The sequence below is a fragment of the Kribbella sp. NPDC050241 genome (assembly GCF_044459685.1).
Taxonomy (GTDB): Bacteria; Actinomycetota; Actinomycetes; order Propionibacteriales; family Kribbellaceae; genus Kribbella.
This window is the reverse complement of record NZ_JBITJE010000008.1, coordinates 220584-236533: the sequence shown is the minus strand read 5'-3', so window position 1 is coordinate 236533 and position 15950 is coordinate 220584. Positions and strand designations below refer to the sequence as shown.

Below are 15950 nucleotides of genomic sequence, written 5' to 3'. Positions count from 1 at the left end.
ATCCTCACGACGTCTTGTACTTGTCCCGGCCGTAGTCCTGACCAGGGGTCCAGTTGTCGAACGCCCAGTCGCCGGCCGCGACCTTGACTCCCTTGGCCGCGACCGCCTTGACGGCTCGCTCGCGCTCCGCGGTCAGCTTGCGGTCGAGGTCCGTGAGCGCCTTGCGGGCATCCGGCAACTGACCGCTCAGCACGCCCTGGACGATCGAACCCAGGTCCGGCTGGACCTGCTTCATCTCCGCGACCACCTCGCTGATCCCCGGATTGCGGACCTCGGGTGCGGGCCGCAACTTGATCTGACGGGCGAAGATCGCGGCCGCCGTCTTGTACGTCGGGTGGACGTTCGCCTTGTCCACCAGGGACAGATCGACCGGCATCCCGTCCATCTGCTCGGTCTCGGCGAGCATGACCTCCTTGGTGGTGAACAACTTCAGCAACTCGGCGGCCGCCTCGGGCTGCTTGGACGTGGCCGCGAAGCAGTAGTCGCCGGCCTTCGGCGGGTTGTAGACGAAGATCGGCCGGCCGGCTTCGGCCGACGGCATCGAGGTGACGCCGACCTTGTCCACGAACGGTTTGAACTGGTCCTTGACCACTCCGATGTTCCACGGGCCGTCGAAGAACAAGCCGGCCACTCCGGTCGACCAGCGGGCCCGCGCCGTCCGGGCGTCCAGCGACGACGACGCCGGGAAGAGCAGGCCGTCCTTCTTCAGCGAGACCAGGAACTCGATGGCATGCACATACGGGTCCGTGGCGTAGGAGTATTCGCCGGTGCGGGGGTCGGTGGCGCCGGAGCCACCGGCCGCCATGGCCAGATCGGAGACGTGCTCCCCCATCCGCTCCGCGAACTGCAACGGTGCGATCCAGCCGGAGACGCCGTCGCCGCCGGCCGACTCCATCTTGGCGGCCGCCGCCCGGAACCCGTCCCAGGTGGCCAGGTCACGGTCCGGGTCCAGCCCGGCCTTCTCGGCGAGTTCCACGTTGTACCAGGTCAGCGTTCCGTACTGCCGGAAACTCACCATCGGCAGCGAGTAGAGCTTGTCGTCGAAGTGCGTGAAGCCGTTCAGGAACGCGTCCTGCGGCATCGCGGCGAGGTCTTCCTTGGTGAGCTGGATGGGAGCGATCCAGCCGTCCTTGCGCAACCGGGCCTGCGGCAACTTCACACCGGCCGTGGTGAAGATGTCCGGAAGTTGCTTGCTCCCGAACGCCAACTGCAGCGCCTGGCCCTGCTGGTTGGGGTTGTAGACGGTGTATTCCACCGCGGTCCCGGACGATTTCTGGAAATCCGCGAACAGCTTCTTGTGCAGGTCTTCCCGGGGCTGGAAGTGGTCCCACACGCGCAGCGACTTCGCGCCGGCGGCCTGACCACCGCTCGGGGCGGTGCTGCAGGCACTCGCGGCGAGCGCGCCGAGCACGCCGCCGGCGGATGCGCCGAGGAACCTTCGTCTGTTGATCATGAGTCCTCCTCGAGGAGCGGTGGGCGGTACAACGTTGTACCAAGAAACCGCGCCAGATGTACAGAGTTTGGTCGGGAATCCGCTGCCGTATGCGGGTCGGGGCGATCTAACGTTGTATCGTTCGGTGCGACGATCCAGCGTGATGGGAGGTGCCGATGGCAGCGACACTGAGCGACGTCGCGGCGCGCGCCGGCGTCTCGATCAAGACGGTGTCGAACGTCGTCAACGGCACCGGCCGGGTCGGATCCGAGACCAGGGATCGGGTCGAGCGGGTCATCGAGGAGCTCGGCTACCGTCCCAACGTCTCGGCCCGGAATCTGCGCCACGGCAGGTCAGGCGTGATCGCGCTCGCCGTACCGGAGATCGGGAACCCGTACTTCGCGGAGCTGGCCGAGCTGGTCGTGAAGGCCGCCGAGGGCTACGGCTGGACCGTGCTGATCGATCAGACCGATGCCGACCCGGATCGCGAACGCCTTGTCCTGCAAGGGATCCGGTCGCATCTAATCGACGGGCTGCTGTTCGTGCCCGGCCGGCTGAGCGCTGACGACTTCGCCGCCCGGACGGACACCACGCCGATGGTCCTGCTCGGTGAGCGGCTGACGAGAGTCGCGGACCGGGTGGCCATCGACAGCTACGCGGCGGCCCGCGCCGCCACCGAACACCTGATCGACCTTGGCCGGACCCGGATCGCCGCCATCGGCGCCACTGCCAGCGGTGATGCCGTCTCCCGCGGCCGGTACGAGGGGTACCACGACGCCCTCGTCGCCGCCGGTCACCGGCCGTCGGCGCGGCTCGTCGTGCCGCAGCGACGCTGGCGCCACGAGAGCGGCGTAGAGGCAGTCGGTCGCCTGCTGGCCCTGAGCCGGCCGCCCGACGCGCTGTTCTGCTCGAACGACCTGCTGGCCCACGGTGCGCTCCGAGCGCTGCACGACCACGGCGTGCGGGTGCCGGACGACATCGCGGTGGTCGGCATCGACGACATCGCCGAGAGCCGGTTCAGCCGGCCCAGCCTCACCTCCGTCGCGCCCGACAAGCGGCACATCGCCGAAACCGCGGTCGGCCTGCTCGCCGACCGCCTGAAGGGAAGCTTCTCGTCCGCACCCCGTGAGTTCATCGCCGGGTTCCACCTCGAGGTCCGGGAGAGCACCGAAGGATGACTGCCCCGACGCCCAGAGACATCGTCCTGGTGATGACAGACCAGCAGCGAGCGGACCTCACGGCGCGGGAAGGATTCCCCAGCGACTGCACTCCCACCCTCGACAGCCTGGCCACCAGTGGCCGCTGGTTCGACCGCGCCTACACCACGACACCGCTCTGCGTCCCCGCCCGCATCAGTCTCCTCACCGGCCGGTTTCCCAGTGCACACGGAATTCTTGGCAACACCGGGTACGACGATCCGGCCCGCGGCGACGACCTCATCGACGTACTGAACGCCGCCGGATTCCGGACTGCGCTCGTAGGCAAGAACCACTCCCACTTGACGCCCGAGCGGCTCGATCACTGGATCGAGTTCAGCCATTTCGGTCGCGTGCCGCCGACCGCCGCGACGGGCACCGACCGCGGGTTCGACGACTGGTTGCGCGCTCATCCCGGTACGACGACAACCCCCAGCCCGTTCCCGCTCGAGCACCAGCTGCCGGCTCGTATCGTCGACGAGGCGATCAGCTGGCTGGACACCGCCGGTCCGGACGACCGTTCGTTCCTCTGGTTGTCGATTCCCGAACCGCACGTTCCCTATCAGGTGCCCGAGCCCTACTTCTCCACCTACGGACCCGACACGGTGCCACCCGCGGCGACGACCTCCGAAGTCCTGGCAGAACGCGACTTCAGTTGGCGCTACGCGGGCAAGCTCGCCGAGCAGAGCGGTGAGGCCGAGCCGGACGTCATGGCCCGGGCCCGCGCGAACTACGTCGGCATGCTCCGGCTCGTCGACGACCAACTGACGAGGCTCGTGGCCCACCTCGAGCGGACCGGCCGCCTCGCGACGACGCTGTTCGTGCACCTGGCCGATCACGGCGACTTCGCCGGCGAGTACGGCCTGATGCGCAAGGGCCCCGGACTTCCCGAAGTACTCGCCCGGATCCCGATGGTGTTCCACGGTCCGGGTGTCCCTCCGGATCCGCGTCCCAGCTCCGCTCACGTGTCGATCTCCGACGTCCTTCCGACGATCTGCGAGCTCATCGGCGCGCCCATCCCGTCCGGCGTCCAAGGACGCAGCCTCGTTCCGCTCCTGCGCGATCCGGATCAGACGAGCGGCTTCTCGAGCGTGTACGTCGAGCAGGGCCACGGACCGCCGTACCGCGAGGAAGACCTCGGCGATCGGACCCCTGGTGTGCGACGGGGACCAGACGGGCGGGTGGCGATCGACACCGTCAACGAGGTGACCCAAGCCGGCGTACGCCGGATGATCCGGTCCGACCGGTGGAAGCTCCTGTCCCTGGCCGATGGCACGATCCAGCTCTTCGACCTGTCGACCGATCCGTTCGAACTCAACGATCTGGCAGGTCGCCCGGAACATGCGGCGACCTGCCAGAAGCTTCACAGCGAACTGGAGTCTTGGCTCGCATCACGCGACGTTCGCGCGTGACCGACGCTTCGACTTCCAGGCGTTGGCGCCCAGAGCAACGATGCCGACGACCAGCCCCGAACCGATGCCGATCATCAAGGCGATGCCCGTGGTGTACCCACGCAATGCGAGGTCCTGCCAGCCTGCGCTGAAGTGGTCGGCCAAAGCGACCGCGCCGGCGGGCGGGTTGTGGCCGAGCGAGGGCCCGACGTTCCACAGCACTTGGTGGACAAGCACCAGCGACAGCGCGTAGAGGACGCCGACCATCAGGAAGTCCAGGAACGGGCGACGACTCCTGCGTACGACCGCCACGACCAGCCAGACCGCGAACGGCACCAAGGCGAGGAAGTAGTAGAACAACGAGCCTTCCGGTTCGACGATGCCCAGGTCCTCCAGGACCGTCCGCGGCACCGCGAGCGCGACCAGCAGAAGCATCAGCCACGTCGGCAGATCCGTGGCCGGGAAGCGCCGGCTGACGTGATGCTGATTCATGATCCTCCTCCTTTCCGGTGGGCGACGCGGGACCGCGTCGCATCCATCCAAGAGTCGGTTGAACCACCGTGCTCCCGCATCGGCTCGGCGGCGGCACCCGATGTACGCCCGAGGACGTACACGAAGGCAACTCCGCCTCGGGGAGGGCTACTTCACGCAAGGACAGGCGCGGTCGTGGTCAGCTCGATGATCGAGTAGGAGCTTGGCGGCAGGACCAGGGCAAGGTCGTCGTCCAGCTTGACCTCGTCCGACCGCGGAGCGACGCGGTCCGGCTCGGCCAGGCTGTTGCGGTCCAGCGGATCCTCCGTGTGCAGTTGACGGACTCGCACCACGGTGGTCGCGAGCGGCTGTCCTAGCTCGACGGACAGGCGCACGGACTGGTGGCGATCCCGGTTGACCACTGACAACCACACAGTCGTTTCGCCCCGATCCGTCGAGGCGCTCACGTCGACGGCCGGCAGTTCGATCGCCGTACGTTCGAGCGATTCACCGGCGACGTTCGAACAGCTGGTGTCGCCGGCAAGCGAGATCCCACCGCTGTACCGGCGCTGCATCCACAGGGGCCAGTAGACGGTCTCGCGAACCAACTCCTCGTCGGTGACAACCAGAGCTCCCACGACGTTGATGGTCTGGGCGAAGTTCGCCAACGTGACGCTGCCGGCCTGCCGCTGCATGACGTTGAGGAACGATCCGACCGCGAGCGCGTCGACCGTTCGGTAGCGCGTGTCGGTCGGGCGCCACTTCGGACTCATCTCGAACCGGGTCGCGTCCGCGCAGTTCCACTCGGTGAAGGCCAACTCCGGCTTCGGCGTACCGGGCTTCTCCCGCGCCACCAGGTCCACGAGTCCCTGGATCGCGACGATCGCGCTCTCCGTGCGGTACGGACCGCTGAGGACACGCTCGTAGTCCCCGCCGTCAGCGTCCGGATCGAACGGCCAGTACGTGTGGAGCGTCAGGTAGTCGATGTGATCCCACGCCTCACGCAGCAGAGCGAGATTCCAGTCGAGTGCCTGCGACGGCTCGAAGCAGCCGATCGCGAGCACCTTCAGCTCCGGGTCCAGACGCTTGATCGCCTTGGCCCATTCGCGGCAGCGTACGGCGTTCTCCCGCGGACCCACCTGTCCGAGCTCCCACGCCCCCCACTCCTCATTGCCGATCTGCCAGTAGCGCACACCGAAAGGCTCGTCGTACCCATGCGAGCGTCGCAGGTTGGCCCACACCGAGTCGCCGGTGCCGTTGCAGTACTCGACCCAGGCGAGCGCCTCGCGCAGAGACCCGGTCCCGGTCGTCAGGTTGATCTGCGGCTCGGCACCGATCCGCCGGCAGTACGCGACGAACTCCGCCGTACCGAAGCCGTTGCCGACGTCGTACCCGAAGTGCCAGTCGACCGTCCGCGCGCGCTGCTCGCTCGGACCGACCCCGCGCTCCCACTCGTACGACGTCCCGGTGCACCCACCCGGCCAGCGGACGACAGGCGCCCCGAGCTCGCTGATCGCGTCGACGACGGACCGTCGCAAACCCGACTCGTCCGCGTCAGGATGACCGGGATTGTGCAGGGCCTCGTCGGCCACCCAGCGACGGCGGGACAGGAACTGTCCGTAGATCTCCGGCCGGATCGTCCCGTTGACAGTTCCCCGCAGCTTGAACGTCGCTGGCATCACCGGCGTCAGTCCCTTCGTCGACTTATCTCTGTCTTGAAGATAAATTCACCGCGCCAGCGTGTCAACAGTTGGCCCAGGCCGTCAGGCAGTGCTAGAACCGACGGCATGAAAGAGCTCATGCGTTCTGCCCAGCTCAGCGATGTCCGGCAGCAGAACTACTCGACGATCATGCGTGAGCTCATGCGGTCCGGACCGACAGCCCGCACGGATCTCGCGTCCGCCATCGGGATGTCGACCGGGTCGGTGACCAGGCTCACCGGTGCCCTCGCACGGGCGGGGCTGGTCAAGGAAGCCGCGGAGCCCACGACGCGTGGGATGGGCCGCCCGAAGGTCCCGGTCGCCATCGACGAGTCCACGTACGGCGTCATCGGCGTGCACTTCGGCCTGCACCGGATCAACACCTGCCTGATCGATCTGCGCGGACAACTCGTCGCCGAGCTCCCGGCGACCGAGCGCACGACGAACCTCAGACCCTTGCTCCGGGGCGCGGCCCGATCGGTGCGGAAGATGATCGACAGTCACGGCCTGACTGTTCTCGGCGTCGGCGCGAGCACTGGTGGCTGGGTCGACAGCTCGAGCGGACAGGTGCACAGCCAGCCGGTGCTGGGGTGGCAGGAGGCCCCGCTGGCGGAGGCGCTCCATGACCTGGTAGGCCTGCCGGTGCTGGTCGATTCGCAGGTGCGGGCGCTGGCGCTCGCTGAGCACTGGTTCGGGGCGGCGGCCGGCGTGGACAACTTCATCCACCTGTTCGTCGGCAACGTCGTCGGTGCCGGCTTCGTGTTCAACGGCTCGCCGTACCGGGGAGCGCACTCGGCCGCGGGCGGGCTGGATCACCTGCCGGTCGCCGGCCGATCCGGCCAGACCTGTATCTGTGGCAGCCGGCGCTGCTTCGCCATGGTCGCCGGAGACCTCGAAACCGCCCGCCGGGCCCGCGCCGCCGGCCTGATCACGGACGATCAGGAGGTCTACGACGTCTTCGCCCTGGCGGTCTCCGGCAATCCGCAGGCTCGGCGGCTGCTCCAAGATCGCGCCGGCGTGGTCGGGACGGCGACCGCCACCCTGATCGAGCTCCTCGATCCCGAGCTCGTCGTCATCGGCGGCGGGGTCAGCGCCCCGGTCGACCACGTCGCGGTCGTCCGCGACGCCGCGCAGGACAGGCTCGCAGCCAGTCGGGGCGGCGGCGCTACCACGGCCACGGCGCGGATCCTGGCGAGCGCGTTCGGACCACACGCCCTGGCCATCGCCGCCGGCGCGATCATGCTGGACGCCGTCTACCGCTCCCCCGAGGCCTTCGTCCCGGCGCTGACCGCCACCGCAAGCTGACTCAGCGATACCTCAGCTCGATCAGGTTCGCCGAGTGCGGCGGCAGCTCGGCATCGACCTTCTGCCCCTTCGCCCGCAGAGGTGTCGTCGTCCGCTGCACCGGCTGCATCACGTCGTTGTTGTACGCCGTGATGTCGTCGTCGGTCACGGTGGTACGCCACGCCAACTTCACCGCCGAATCGCCGCCCGGATCGACCGTGATCGGGACCGCCTGGTCGAGGCTCCGGTTGACGACCAGCAACTGAACGCCGTCGTTCGTCCGGGTCGCGGCGGCCACCACGGCCGAGTAGCCCTGGCCGGCCGGCACCGGGTTGCCCGTCATCGTCACCTTCCGCGGCGCGGCGCCGATCATCGGCGCGGCGAGCGTGAGGGACAGCGCGCGTCCGGTGACGCCGAAGCCTGGCGGAGACCCGAGGATGTTGCCCCAGTCCCGCTTCGGCGGATCGGCGTTCGGTCCGCCGTTGAGGTTCGAGTTGATCGACAGTCGTACGCCGTTGGTGATCTGACCGATCAGCAATGCGGTCTCGTACACGTTGTGCATCTGCATCGCCGTGAAGTTGCCCGGCGTACTGACTCCGGTCGGACCGTTCTGGCTGATGGTGCCGTACTCCGTGACAGCGAGCGCGGGCCGCTTGCGCGGGTCCGGGAAGTACCGGCCGAGTTGCCGACGCAGCTCGGTCAGCTCCTGGGTCGGAGCGTCGCTCACGCTCATCAGGCGCTGATAGAGCTCGGTCGGCGTGTACGCGCCGTCGGCGTCACCGCCCCGCTGATCGGTGTAGGAGTGGATGCCCAGGCAGTCGTACGGGCGGTTGCCCATGGCATCGACGAACTCCGCCTTGCCCCAGCCGGAGCAGACCGTGATCTTCGGATCGACCGCCTTCATCGCGCGGACGAAGTCGAGGAAGCCGTCCTGACGGCCGGTGGTGTACTCGATGCTCAGCCCGGCGTCCTTCGGCGGCACCGCACCGTGGACCCCGTCGCCGAAGCTGACCGTGCCGTCAGCCGTTCCGATGCGGTACACCTGATCGCTCGGTCCGGCGGTCGCCAGTGAATCCACCCGCGTCCATCGCGCTCCGTCCACGGTCAGCACCGGTTCCGCGATCGGGCCGGACTCGGCTGTCGCGTCCGCAGGCAAGGCGATCGGCCGGTACCGCGTTCGGTAGGTCTGATCGGCCGCGCCCGTACCGGTCCGCCGGTTGACCAGATCGCAGCCCGTGAACAGCCCGTCGTCGTTCTGGTTGGTCACCGATGCGGCCGTCTGCCGACTCCACCCGCCCTCGATGAACTGCTTCACCCTGACCTGCTGATCCTCGTCGCGCCAGTAGCGCTGACCGTCGAGAAACGGCTCGTTGCCGTACTCCCAGATCCTGATCCCGTACGGCGCCGGATGGCCGTTGGCAGCACGTACTTCCGCCCAGTCAGTGCCGTCGTTGGGGTTGGTCGCCGTACCGTCGCTGGGCGAGTTCATGTACTCGACATAGTCGGCCGCATCCGCCGACGTCTGGTTGATCGACGGCACCATGACCATGGTCTTCGCGCCGATCGCCGAGACCAGGGCCTCCTCCTCGTTCGGCCCGAACCGGTTCCGCGCACCGGGAATCGCGCCGAAGCGCACCGCCGCGAAGCCGCCGGACGTCTGGCACCCACGCTGCCCCACCGGGCCGATCGCCGACTTGAAGTCGAAGAAGTTCGCGACCGTCCCACCCGGATAGCGGATCAGGTCGAGCCGCGCCGCCGCGGCCGCGTCGGCGAACCCGGCCGCCGGACCGTGCGTCGCCGGATCCCAGGCACCGAGCTCGTCGTCGATCCACCGAGCATTCGCACCGAAGATTGCCGGCTCGATCTTCGGCGCGGGCGTTCCGTCCGCCATCACCAGCGGCGCCCGATCGACCCGGATCTCCACCCCGCTCGGCGGTCGGGCGGCAGCCTGGGTCAGTCCGGCGGCGACCAGTACGACGGCGATCGCCCCTGTCGTTCTTCTCATGTCCGCACCTCCGTCAGGCCGGCTGGGTCGGCATCGCGGCGCGGGCGGCGAGCACGTCGGCGTACGGAATGACCCCGACCGTGTTCGCCCAGGTCTGCCAGCGACTCGCCAGCTCCTTGACGCGTTCCGGCTGCGCGCCGGCGAGGTTGTTGCTCTCGCTCCGGTCGGCCAGCAGGTCGTACAGCTCCCACGGTCCTTCGTACTCGCGGACGAGCTTCCAGCGATCGGAACGGATCGCCGCGTTGCCGATGTGTTCCCAGCAGAGATCGTGGTGTTCGGCCTCGCCACCGCGGAGCAGCTCGAGCATGCTGACACCTGGCAACGCGGGCATCGCGTGCCCGTCGCGCTCGGCGAGCGGCGGCACACCGGTTGCCTTTAGCAACGTCGGCGCGATGTCGGTCAGCTGGTGCGGCGCGTCGATCACACCGTCAGACAGGCCCCCGTCCGGCCACGACACGATCAGCGGGGTCGCGATACCGCCTTCGTGCACCCACCGCTTGTACAGACGGAACGGCGTGTTCGAGAGATTCGCCCAAGCCTGACCGTAGCTGGTGTAGGTGTCCGCGGTTCCCGGACGGATGTCGGGCGAGTTGCCCACGCGCATCGGCGTACCGTCAGGTGCGCTGGGCGGGATGATCAGATGGTGCTGCCGGAACCGCGCCGCGCCCTCGGGATCGCTGCGGAGCTCCTCGGCGCAGCCACCGTTGTCGGACAGGAAGAGCACGATCGAGTTGCCGGCCTGTCCGGTCTCTTCCAGCGCGGTGAGAATCGTGCCGACGGCTCGGTCCATGGCACGCACCTGCGCGGCGTACGCCTCCATCCGTTCGAGCTGCCACTTCTGTTCCGGTTCGTCCGTCCACGCCGGAACGGCTGGATCGCGGCGGTCGAGCGTCGCGTCGTCCGCGCAGATCCCGGCATCGAGCTGGCGCTGACGACGGCGGGTCCGCAGGACGTCCCAGCCCTCGTTGAAGAGGCCGCGGGTCTCGGCCAGATCGGACTCCTTCGCGTGCAGCGGCCAGTGCGGCGCGGTGAAGGCGACGTACCCGAAGAACGGGCGCTCACCTTCGGCCGCGTCGCGGATCGCCGCCGCCGCATGCGAACCGATCTCGTCGGTGTAGTAGAAGTCCGGCCCGAGCTCGGACAGCGGTACGGGCGTCTCGCCGTCGTGCAACGTGGTGGTCTGGAAGTAGCTGCCGGCGCCGCTGATCGTCCCCCAGAAGCGCTCGAACCCACGACGCGTCGGCCAGCTCTGATCCGGCTGCTCGCGTTCGTTGGACAAGTGCCACTTGCCGGTCATGTGCGTGTGGTATCCGGCGGCGCGGAAGGTCTCGGCCAGCGTGGCGCACCGATCGCCGAGGCTGCCTGGATAGCCACCAGGACCGTCGTCGTTCACCAGCTCGGCGACGCCGGTCTGGTGTGGGTGCAGACCGGTCAGCAGCGACGCGCGCGAAGGGCTGCAGCGGGCGGTGTTGTAGAAGTTCGTCAGACGGGCGCCGTTCTCGGCGAGCCGGTCGATGTTCGGCGTACCGATCTCGCCGCCGTAGCAGCCGATGTCGGAGTACCCCATGTCATCGACGAGGATGATGAGGACATTCGTTTCCATGCAAGGCCTCCAAGAGCTTCACGTGTTCGCATCAGGCCCACCGTGGCAACGTGGCGAGCATTCCTCCGTCGACCGGGAGCGACACCCCTGTCACACCTCGGGCATACGGTCCGAGGAGGAAGGCAACGACCTGCGCCACGTCCTCGGCGGTGACGAAACGGCCGAGTGGATGCTCTGCCAGCAGGCTTTCGGCAGCACTCGGATCGGACCAGCGCTCCTTGTTCCGCTGCACCGGAACGAATCCCGGAAGAACGGCGTTGCAGCGCACACCCTGCCGGCCCCACTCCACCGCGCCGGCCCGGACCAGGGCGTCCAGAGCGGCCTTGCCCAGCGCGTACGCCGCCATGCCGGGCGCTGCCCGCTGCGCATGCACGCTGGAGATGTGGACGATCGATCCGTCGCCCGACGCCGCATCGGCGACCGCCGTACTCCAAGCCCATGCCGCGGCGACCTGCACGTCGTACACCTCCGTGAGGGCACGCCGGTCGAGACTCGCCAGCGCTCCACGATGCTCAGACAAGGTCGCCGTGACCAAGCCACTCAGACGGCCCAGACGAGCCGCGGACTCGACCGCGCGGCCGATGCTCGTCTCGTCGCGGACGTCACCCACGACCCACTCGACCGCTCCCGCAGCCGTGAGGCAGGCAGGCCGCTCCACCAGGTCGACGCCCACCACCGCCCAGCCGCTCGCCGCGAGAGTCGAGGCGACCGCGGAGCCGATGCCGCCACCCGCGCCGGTCACCAGTGCAACGGATCTCATCCCTTCAGGCCCGAGGTGGCGACTCCGTCGACGATCCGCCGCTGGAACGTGATGAACAGGACGAGCGGCGGGAGGAGTGCAACGGTGCTCATGGCAAGCATCGGTCCCCAGGACGAGTCGCCGGTCGAGTCGAGGAACTGGCGTAGCCCGAGCGGTACGGTGAACAGCTCGACGTCGTTGAGGTAGATGAGCTGCTTGAAGAAGTCGTTGTAGGTCCAGATGAACGTGAAGATGATCGTGGTGACCAACGCCGGCCGCAGCAACGGGAACACAATGTAGCGGTACGTCTTCCACGGATTGCAGCCGTCCAGCCGGGCGGCCTCGTCCAGCTCCCGTGGCAGCGACCGGATGAACTGCACCATCAACAGCACGAAGAACGCGTCGACGGCGAAGAAGTGCGGCACGAACAGGGGGTAGAACGTGTTCACCCAGCCCAGCTTGTTGAACAAGATGTACTGCGGCACCAGCGTGACGTGGGTCGGCAGCATCAGCGTCACCAGCATCGTCGCGTAGGCGATCCGCCGCCCGATGAAGTTGAGACGCGCGAACGCGAACGCGGCGAGGCTGCACGAGATCACGTTCCCGACGATGGCGAACAGCGAGATCAGCAGTGAGTTCTCGAGGAAGATGCTGAACGCCGTGGACACTCCCCGCCAGCCCTCGGCGTAGTTCGACGGCTGCAGGTGCCGCGGAATCAGCCCGGGCTGGGAGAAGATCTCGTCGGTCGGTTTGAAGGAGCTCGCCACCATCCACACCAGCGGATAGAGCATGACGAGCGTGACCACGATGAGCGCGAAGTGGGCGAGCAGGCGCCGTCCCGGCGCCCAGCGGCGGACGGCCACACGGCTGTCGGCGTCGTCCCGGATCGCGGCGAGTCGTTCAGTCGCCATAGTGCACCCAGTACCGGCTGAAGATGAAGTTGACCGCGACGACCGCGCCGGCCAGCAGCACCAGCATCCAGGCCATCGCCGCGGCGTAGCCCATGTCGAAGTTCACGAACCCCTCCTGATAGAGGTAAAGGGAGTAGAAGAGCGTGGAGTCGGCCGGCCCGCCCGAACCGTCGCTGATGATGAACGCCGGCGCGAACGCCTGGAACGACCGGATCAGTTGCAGGGTGAGATTGAAGAACAGGATCGGGCTCAGCAACGGCATCGTGATGCTCCAGAACTGGCGCCACCGGCTCGCGCCGTCGACCTGGGCGGCTTCGTAGAACTCCCGCGGTATCTGCCGGAGCCCGGCCAGGAAGATCACCATCGGGGCGCCGAACTGCCACACCTCGAGGGCGATCAACGTGCCCAGCGCGGTGTGCGGTTCGGAGATCCAGGACGGACCGTGGATGCCGACGAGGGCCAGCACCTGGTTGACCAGGCCGTCGCCGTTGAAGACCTTCCGCCACAGCACCGCGATCGCCACGCTGCCACCGAACAGCGACGGGAGGTAGATGGCCGAGCGATAGAAGTCGAGGCCGCGCAGTCCCCGGTTCAGGACCACCGCGACCGCGAGGGCGAAGGCCAGACTGAGCGGCGTACCGACGAAGACATAGATCGCGGTCACCTTCAGGGACTGCAGGAACAGCGGATCGGCACCGAACATCCGGCTGAAGTTGCCTGCGCCGATCCACTTCGGTGCCGACAGCAAGTCGTAGTCGGTGAAGGCGAGATACAGCGACATCAGCATCGGACCTGCGGTGAACGCCAGGAAGCCCACCAGCCACGGTGCCAGGAAGGCCAGCGCCCAGCCGTTCTGGTATCGGGTACGACGCTTCCGCTCGCCGCGGATCGTCGGATAGGTGATTGCCATGGATCACTCCTTTCGGCGGGAACGAGGCCGGCAGCCGATGCCGGGACCGGTCGGCCGGATGATCCCGTCGGTCACGGGCTCGGCAGGCTCGAGGAATGCGGTGCGATCTGCCTCGCCCCACGCGAACTCGAGCCAGGTCGTCGTACCGGCCAGTCCGGCGAGATGAGCCGCGTGGGCGGTGCCGATCGGACCGCTCGGATTGTGGAATGTCAGTTGCGTACCTTCGACTGCCTCGGCGATCCGTGCGACGCCGACCGGTCCGCCGGCGTGCTTGGGATCGGCCAACCAGTACCGGAGTGCACCAGTGGCACACGCAGCCGCGGCGACCTCCGGATTCCAGATGTGCTCCCCCGCGGCCAGCGCGAGCCCGCCGGCCGCAGCCCTTTCCATCCCGGAACGGTCACCGATGGGCACGAGGTCCTCGACCCAGTGCAGCCCCATCGGCGCGAGCTCCCGGACGACGACATCCAGCAGTTCGGCGGGGACGAGGTGGTGACAGTCGACCATGAGCTGTACGTCGCTCGGAAGCGCATCCCGGACGAGTGCGACGACTTCGATGCCTGCGTCGATCAACTGGGCGCCGCACATTCCGCGGGCGTGGTTGTCCAGGAACGGCGCCACTTTCAGTGCGGGGAATCCGTTGCGTACGGCATCTACTGCCGCCGCGAGGATCGCCTCCGGACCGTCACCGCCGTACCGGCGGTTGAGGTTTGCGTACAGGCGCACGGGCTGCGGTTCGCCGAGGCCGAGGGACGCCGAGAGCGGTCTGCCCTCGAGGCGTGCCTGCAGATCCGCGAAGGCAGCCTCGTACCCACCGAGGACGGTGGACCACAGGAACGCGTCCTCGCCGGAGGTCCTCAGCTTCTCCAGCTGCCGACGCAGCGTCGTCCGGGCCACGTTCAGCGGAAGGCCGATCACCACCGAGTTGACCGAGCGCGCGGCGTTCACCAAGGCGTCCAGCGGCGCTCCGTCGGAGAGCTCGCCGACACCTCGGGTGCCATCGGCAACCACCTCGACCATCACCCACGTACTGCGCCGCGAAGCCCGGTACGACCAGACTTCCGCCGAGTCGACGTCACCCATAGCGCAGCTCGAGCAGTCCGGGGACGAACTCCGCCGGTGCCGCGTAGATCCGATCGAGGATCACGCTGGCCGCGGAAACCGCTACGCCATCTGTGCCGAACGCGCTCAGTCGCACCACTGAATCGACATCGACCGGCCGCTTGTCCAGCAGGTACGCGCGGGCTCCCCGCTGGACGGACCGAAGGTACTCCGGCGCATCAACCACGCCGCCGCTGACGACGACCACCTCGGGGTCGAGCATGTCGATCAACGTGCCGGCCGCGACACCCACCAGCTCCGCCCTCGCGACCAACAGAGCGTCCGCACGAGCATCGCCGTCCCTGGCGGCCTGGACGAGACGCTCCAGCGTCCCTCGCATCCCGATCAGACCTTCCTTGCGGGCCCGTGCGAGTACGGCGAGATCACTGGCCGCCACGTGCAGACAGTCTCGCCGCCCGCAGGAACAGACCTCGTCGGCCGTCACGCCCACCGAGAGGTGATCGACGGTTCCCGCGGCCGCGCAGTAGCCCGGGAACACCCGGCCCCCGAGCATGAAACCGGCACCGACGACGTTCCCCACGAACAAACCGATCAGATCGTCCACACCCTGCGCGCCACCGAACCAGCGCTCGGCCATGGCCAACGCCCGGAAGCTGGAGTCGATCTCCGTAGGCATCCCCAGACCGCCCGCCAGCGCATCCCGCAGCGGGGCGTCCCGCCACCGCAGTACTCGATGGTCACGCACCACACCGGCTTCACGATCGACCCAGCCGCCGGTGCTCGCCCCGACACCCAGAATCCTGCCCGGGGTCCGCGACGTCAGCTCCTGGATCCCTTCGACCGCCTGGGCGACAAGCGGTTCGAAGCCGCGCCGACGATGCGGGAGACGCACCTCGGCCAGCAACGCACCGCGCAGATCCAGCAGGCACACGGTGGTGCGGCGCAGTCCGAAATGTACGCCGACCACGCGATAGGCCCGGTCGTCGACGACCATCGGGGTTCGCGGCCGGCCGAGCGCGCCCTGACCGGATTCGGCCGGCAACTCACGCAGCAGACCTGCCTCGGACAGGAGCCCGGTGAGCTTCGTCATCGTGCCCGTCGCCATGCCGGTGAGCCCGGACAGCTCCGACCGCGCGATCGGACCGTGCTGCATCACCGCACGCAGGATCGCCGAGTAGTTCTGCTGCCGGACGTCGAACGGCTGCGCCGACCGCAGCCGCCGGCCCTGGCAGGCAGTGCTCACTTG

At 68.1% G+C, this 15950-nt stretch carries 13 protein-coding genes; 3 read left to right on the top strand and 10 right to left on the bottom strand.

Translation table 11 applies throughout. The features are described from left to right. Positions 1-4: 4 nt before the first annotated feature. The gene (locus ACIBG5_RS32060) at positions 5-1453 is read right to left on the bottom strand and encodes an ABC transporter substrate-binding protein (protein WP_396395246.1); all 1449 of its coding nucleotides are present in this window, start codon (positions 1451-1453) and stop codon (positions 5-7) included. 155 nt (positions 1454-1608) lie between these two features. Between ACIBG5_RS32060 and ACIBG5_RS32055 the strand changes: the two genes are divergently transcribed. Then, positions 1609-2610: a LacI family DNA-binding transcriptional regulator gene (locus ACIBG5_RS32055; protein WP_396395245.1), complete on the top strand. Its 1002-nt coding sequence runs from the start codon at positions 1609-1611 to the stop codon at positions 2608-2610. After that, positions 2607-4040 (top strand): sulfatase, encoded by a 1434-nt coding sequence (locus ACIBG5_RS32050; protein WP_396395244.1) that lies wholly within the window; start codon positions 2607-2609, stop codon positions 4038-4040. Before ACIBG5_RS32055 ends, ACIBG5_RS32050 begins: the two co-directional genes overlap by 4 nt. Here ACIBG5_RS32050 and ACIBG5_RS32045 read toward each other — a convergent pair. Both ACIBG5_RS32045 and ACIBG5_RS32040 read right to left on the bottom strand, forming a co-directional pair. Further along, the gene (locus ACIBG5_RS32045) at positions 4020-4511 is read right to left on the bottom strand and encodes a hypothetical protein (protein WP_396395243.1); all 492 of its coding nucleotides are present in this window, start codon (positions 4509-4511) and stop codon (positions 4020-4022) included. The two genes, ACIBG5_RS32050 and ACIBG5_RS32045, sit on opposite strands and share 21 nt — an antisense overlap. A gap of 152 nt (positions 4512-4663) precedes the next feature. Continuing rightward, positions 4664-6169 (bottom strand): alpha-L-arabinofuranosidase C-terminal domain-containing protein, encoded by a 1506-nt coding sequence (locus ACIBG5_RS32040; RefSeq protein WP_396395242.1) that lies wholly within the window; start codon positions 6167-6169, stop codon positions 4664-4666. Between the two features lie 108 nt (positions 6170-6277). Between ACIBG5_RS32040 and ACIBG5_RS32035 the strand changes: the two genes are divergently transcribed. Continuing rightward, complete coding sequence (locus ACIBG5_RS32035; RefSeq protein WP_396395241.1) at positions 6278-7495, top strand: ROK family protein; 1218 nt, start codon at positions 6278-6280, stop codon at positions 7493-7495. 1 nt (position 7496) lies between these two features. On the opposite strand, the gene ACIBG5_RS32030 is transcribed toward ACIBG5_RS32035, so the two are convergent. From ACIBG5_RS32030 to ACIBG5_RS32000, 7 genes are read right to left on the bottom strand one after another with little or no spacing between them, the layout of a single operon-like run. Then, positions 7497-9479 (bottom strand): hypothetical protein, encoded by a 1983-nt coding sequence (locus ACIBG5_RS32030; protein WP_396395240.1) that lies wholly within the window; start codon positions 9477-9479, stop codon positions 7497-7499. 13 nt (positions 9480-9492) lie between these two features. Continuing rightward, positions 9493-11082 (bottom strand): arylsulfatase, encoded by a 1590-nt coding sequence (locus ACIBG5_RS32025; protein ID WP_396395239.1) that lies wholly within the window; start codon positions 11080-11082, stop codon positions 9493-9495. Between the two features lie 31 nt (positions 11083-11113). Next, entirely contained in the window at positions 11114-11842 is a 729-nt protein-coding gene (locus ACIBG5_RS32020) for an SDR family NAD(P)-dependent oxidoreductase (protein WP_396395238.1), read from the bottom strand. Then, on the bottom strand, positions 11839-12732 hold the full coding sequence (locus ACIBG5_RS32015; RefSeq protein ID WP_360441079.1) for a carbohydrate ABC transporter permease: 894 nt from the start codon (positions 12730-12732) through the stop codon (positions 11839-11841). The genes ACIBG5_RS32020 and ACIBG5_RS32015 overlap by 4 nt, the downstream gene beginning before the upstream one ends. Continuing rightward, entirely contained in the window at positions 12722-13642 is a 921-nt protein-coding gene (locus tag ACIBG5_RS32010; RefSeq protein ID WP_360441076.1) for a sugar ABC transporter permease, read from the bottom strand. Before ACIBG5_RS32010 ends, ACIBG5_RS32015 begins: the two co-directional genes overlap by 11 nt. 3 nt (positions 13643-13645) lie before the next feature. Next, a complete protein-coding gene (locus tag ACIBG5_RS32005; RefSeq protein WP_396395237.1) occupies positions 13646-14725 on the bottom strand; it encodes an enolase C-terminal domain-like protein in 1080 nt (359 codons plus the stop codon). Next, the gene (locus tag ACIBG5_RS32000; RefSeq protein ID WP_396395236.1) at positions 14718-15947 is read right to left on the bottom strand and encodes an ROK family protein; all 1230 of its coding nucleotides are present in this window, start codon (positions 15945-15947) and stop codon (positions 14718-14720) included. The genes ACIBG5_RS32005 and ACIBG5_RS32000 overlap by 8 nt, the downstream gene beginning before the upstream one ends. Between the last annotated feature and the right edge of the window lie 3 nt (positions 15948-15950).

What these genes read in the sequence shown, in the direction of transcription:
- ACIBG5_RS32035 (WP_396395241.1), top strand. Translation starts at nt 6,278, where the DNA reads ATGAAAGAGCTCATGCGTTCTGCCCAGCTCAGCGATGTCCGGCAGCAG.
- ACIBG5_RS32050 (WP_396395244.1), top strand. Translation starts at nt 2,607, where the DNA reads ATGACTGCCCCGACGCCCAGAGACATCGTCCTGGTGATGACAGACCAG.
- ACIBG5_RS32040 (WP_396395242.1), bottom strand. Translation starts at nt 6,169, where the DNA reads ATGCCAGCGACGTTCAAGCTGCGGGGAACTGTCAACGGGACGATCCGG.
- ACIBG5_RS32020 (WP_396395238.1), bottom strand. Translation starts at nt 11,842, where the DNA reads ATGAGATCCGTTGCACTGGTGACCGGCGCGGGTGGCGGCATCGGCTCC.
- ACIBG5_RS32025 (WP_396395239.1), bottom strand. Translation starts at nt 11,082, where the DNA reads ATGGAAACGAATGTCCTCATCATCCTCGTCGATGACATGGGGTACTCC.
- ACIBG5_RS32015 (WP_360441079.1), bottom strand. Translation starts at nt 12,732, where the DNA reads ATGGCGACTGAACGACTCGCCGCGATCCGGGACGACGCCGACAGCCGT.
- ACIBG5_RS32055 (WP_396395245.1), top strand. Translation starts at nt 1,609, where the DNA reads ATGGCAGCGACACTGAGCGACGTCGCGGCGCGCGCCGGCGTCTCGATC.
- ACIBG5_RS32045 (WP_396395243.1), bottom strand. Translation starts at nt 4,511, where the DNA reads ATGAATCAGCATCACGTCAGCCGGCGCTTCCCGGCCACGGATCTGCCG.
- ACIBG5_RS32030 (WP_396395240.1), bottom strand. Translation starts at nt 9,479, where the DNA reads ATGAGAAGAACGACAGGGGCGATCGCCGTCGTACTGGTCGCCGCCGGA.
- ACIBG5_RS32060 (WP_396395246.1), bottom strand. Translation starts at nt 1,453, where the DNA reads ATGATCAACAGACGAAGGTTCCTCGGCGCATCCGCCGGCGGCGTGCTC.
- ACIBG5_RS32010 (WP_360441076.1), bottom strand. Translation starts at nt 13,642, where the DNA reads ATGGCAATCACCTATCCGACGATCCGCGGCGAGCGGAAGCGTCGTACC.
- ACIBG5_RS32005 (WP_396395237.1), bottom strand. Translation starts at nt 14,725, where the DNA reads ATGGGTGACGTCGACTCGGCGGAAGTCTGGTCGTACCGGGCTTCGCGG.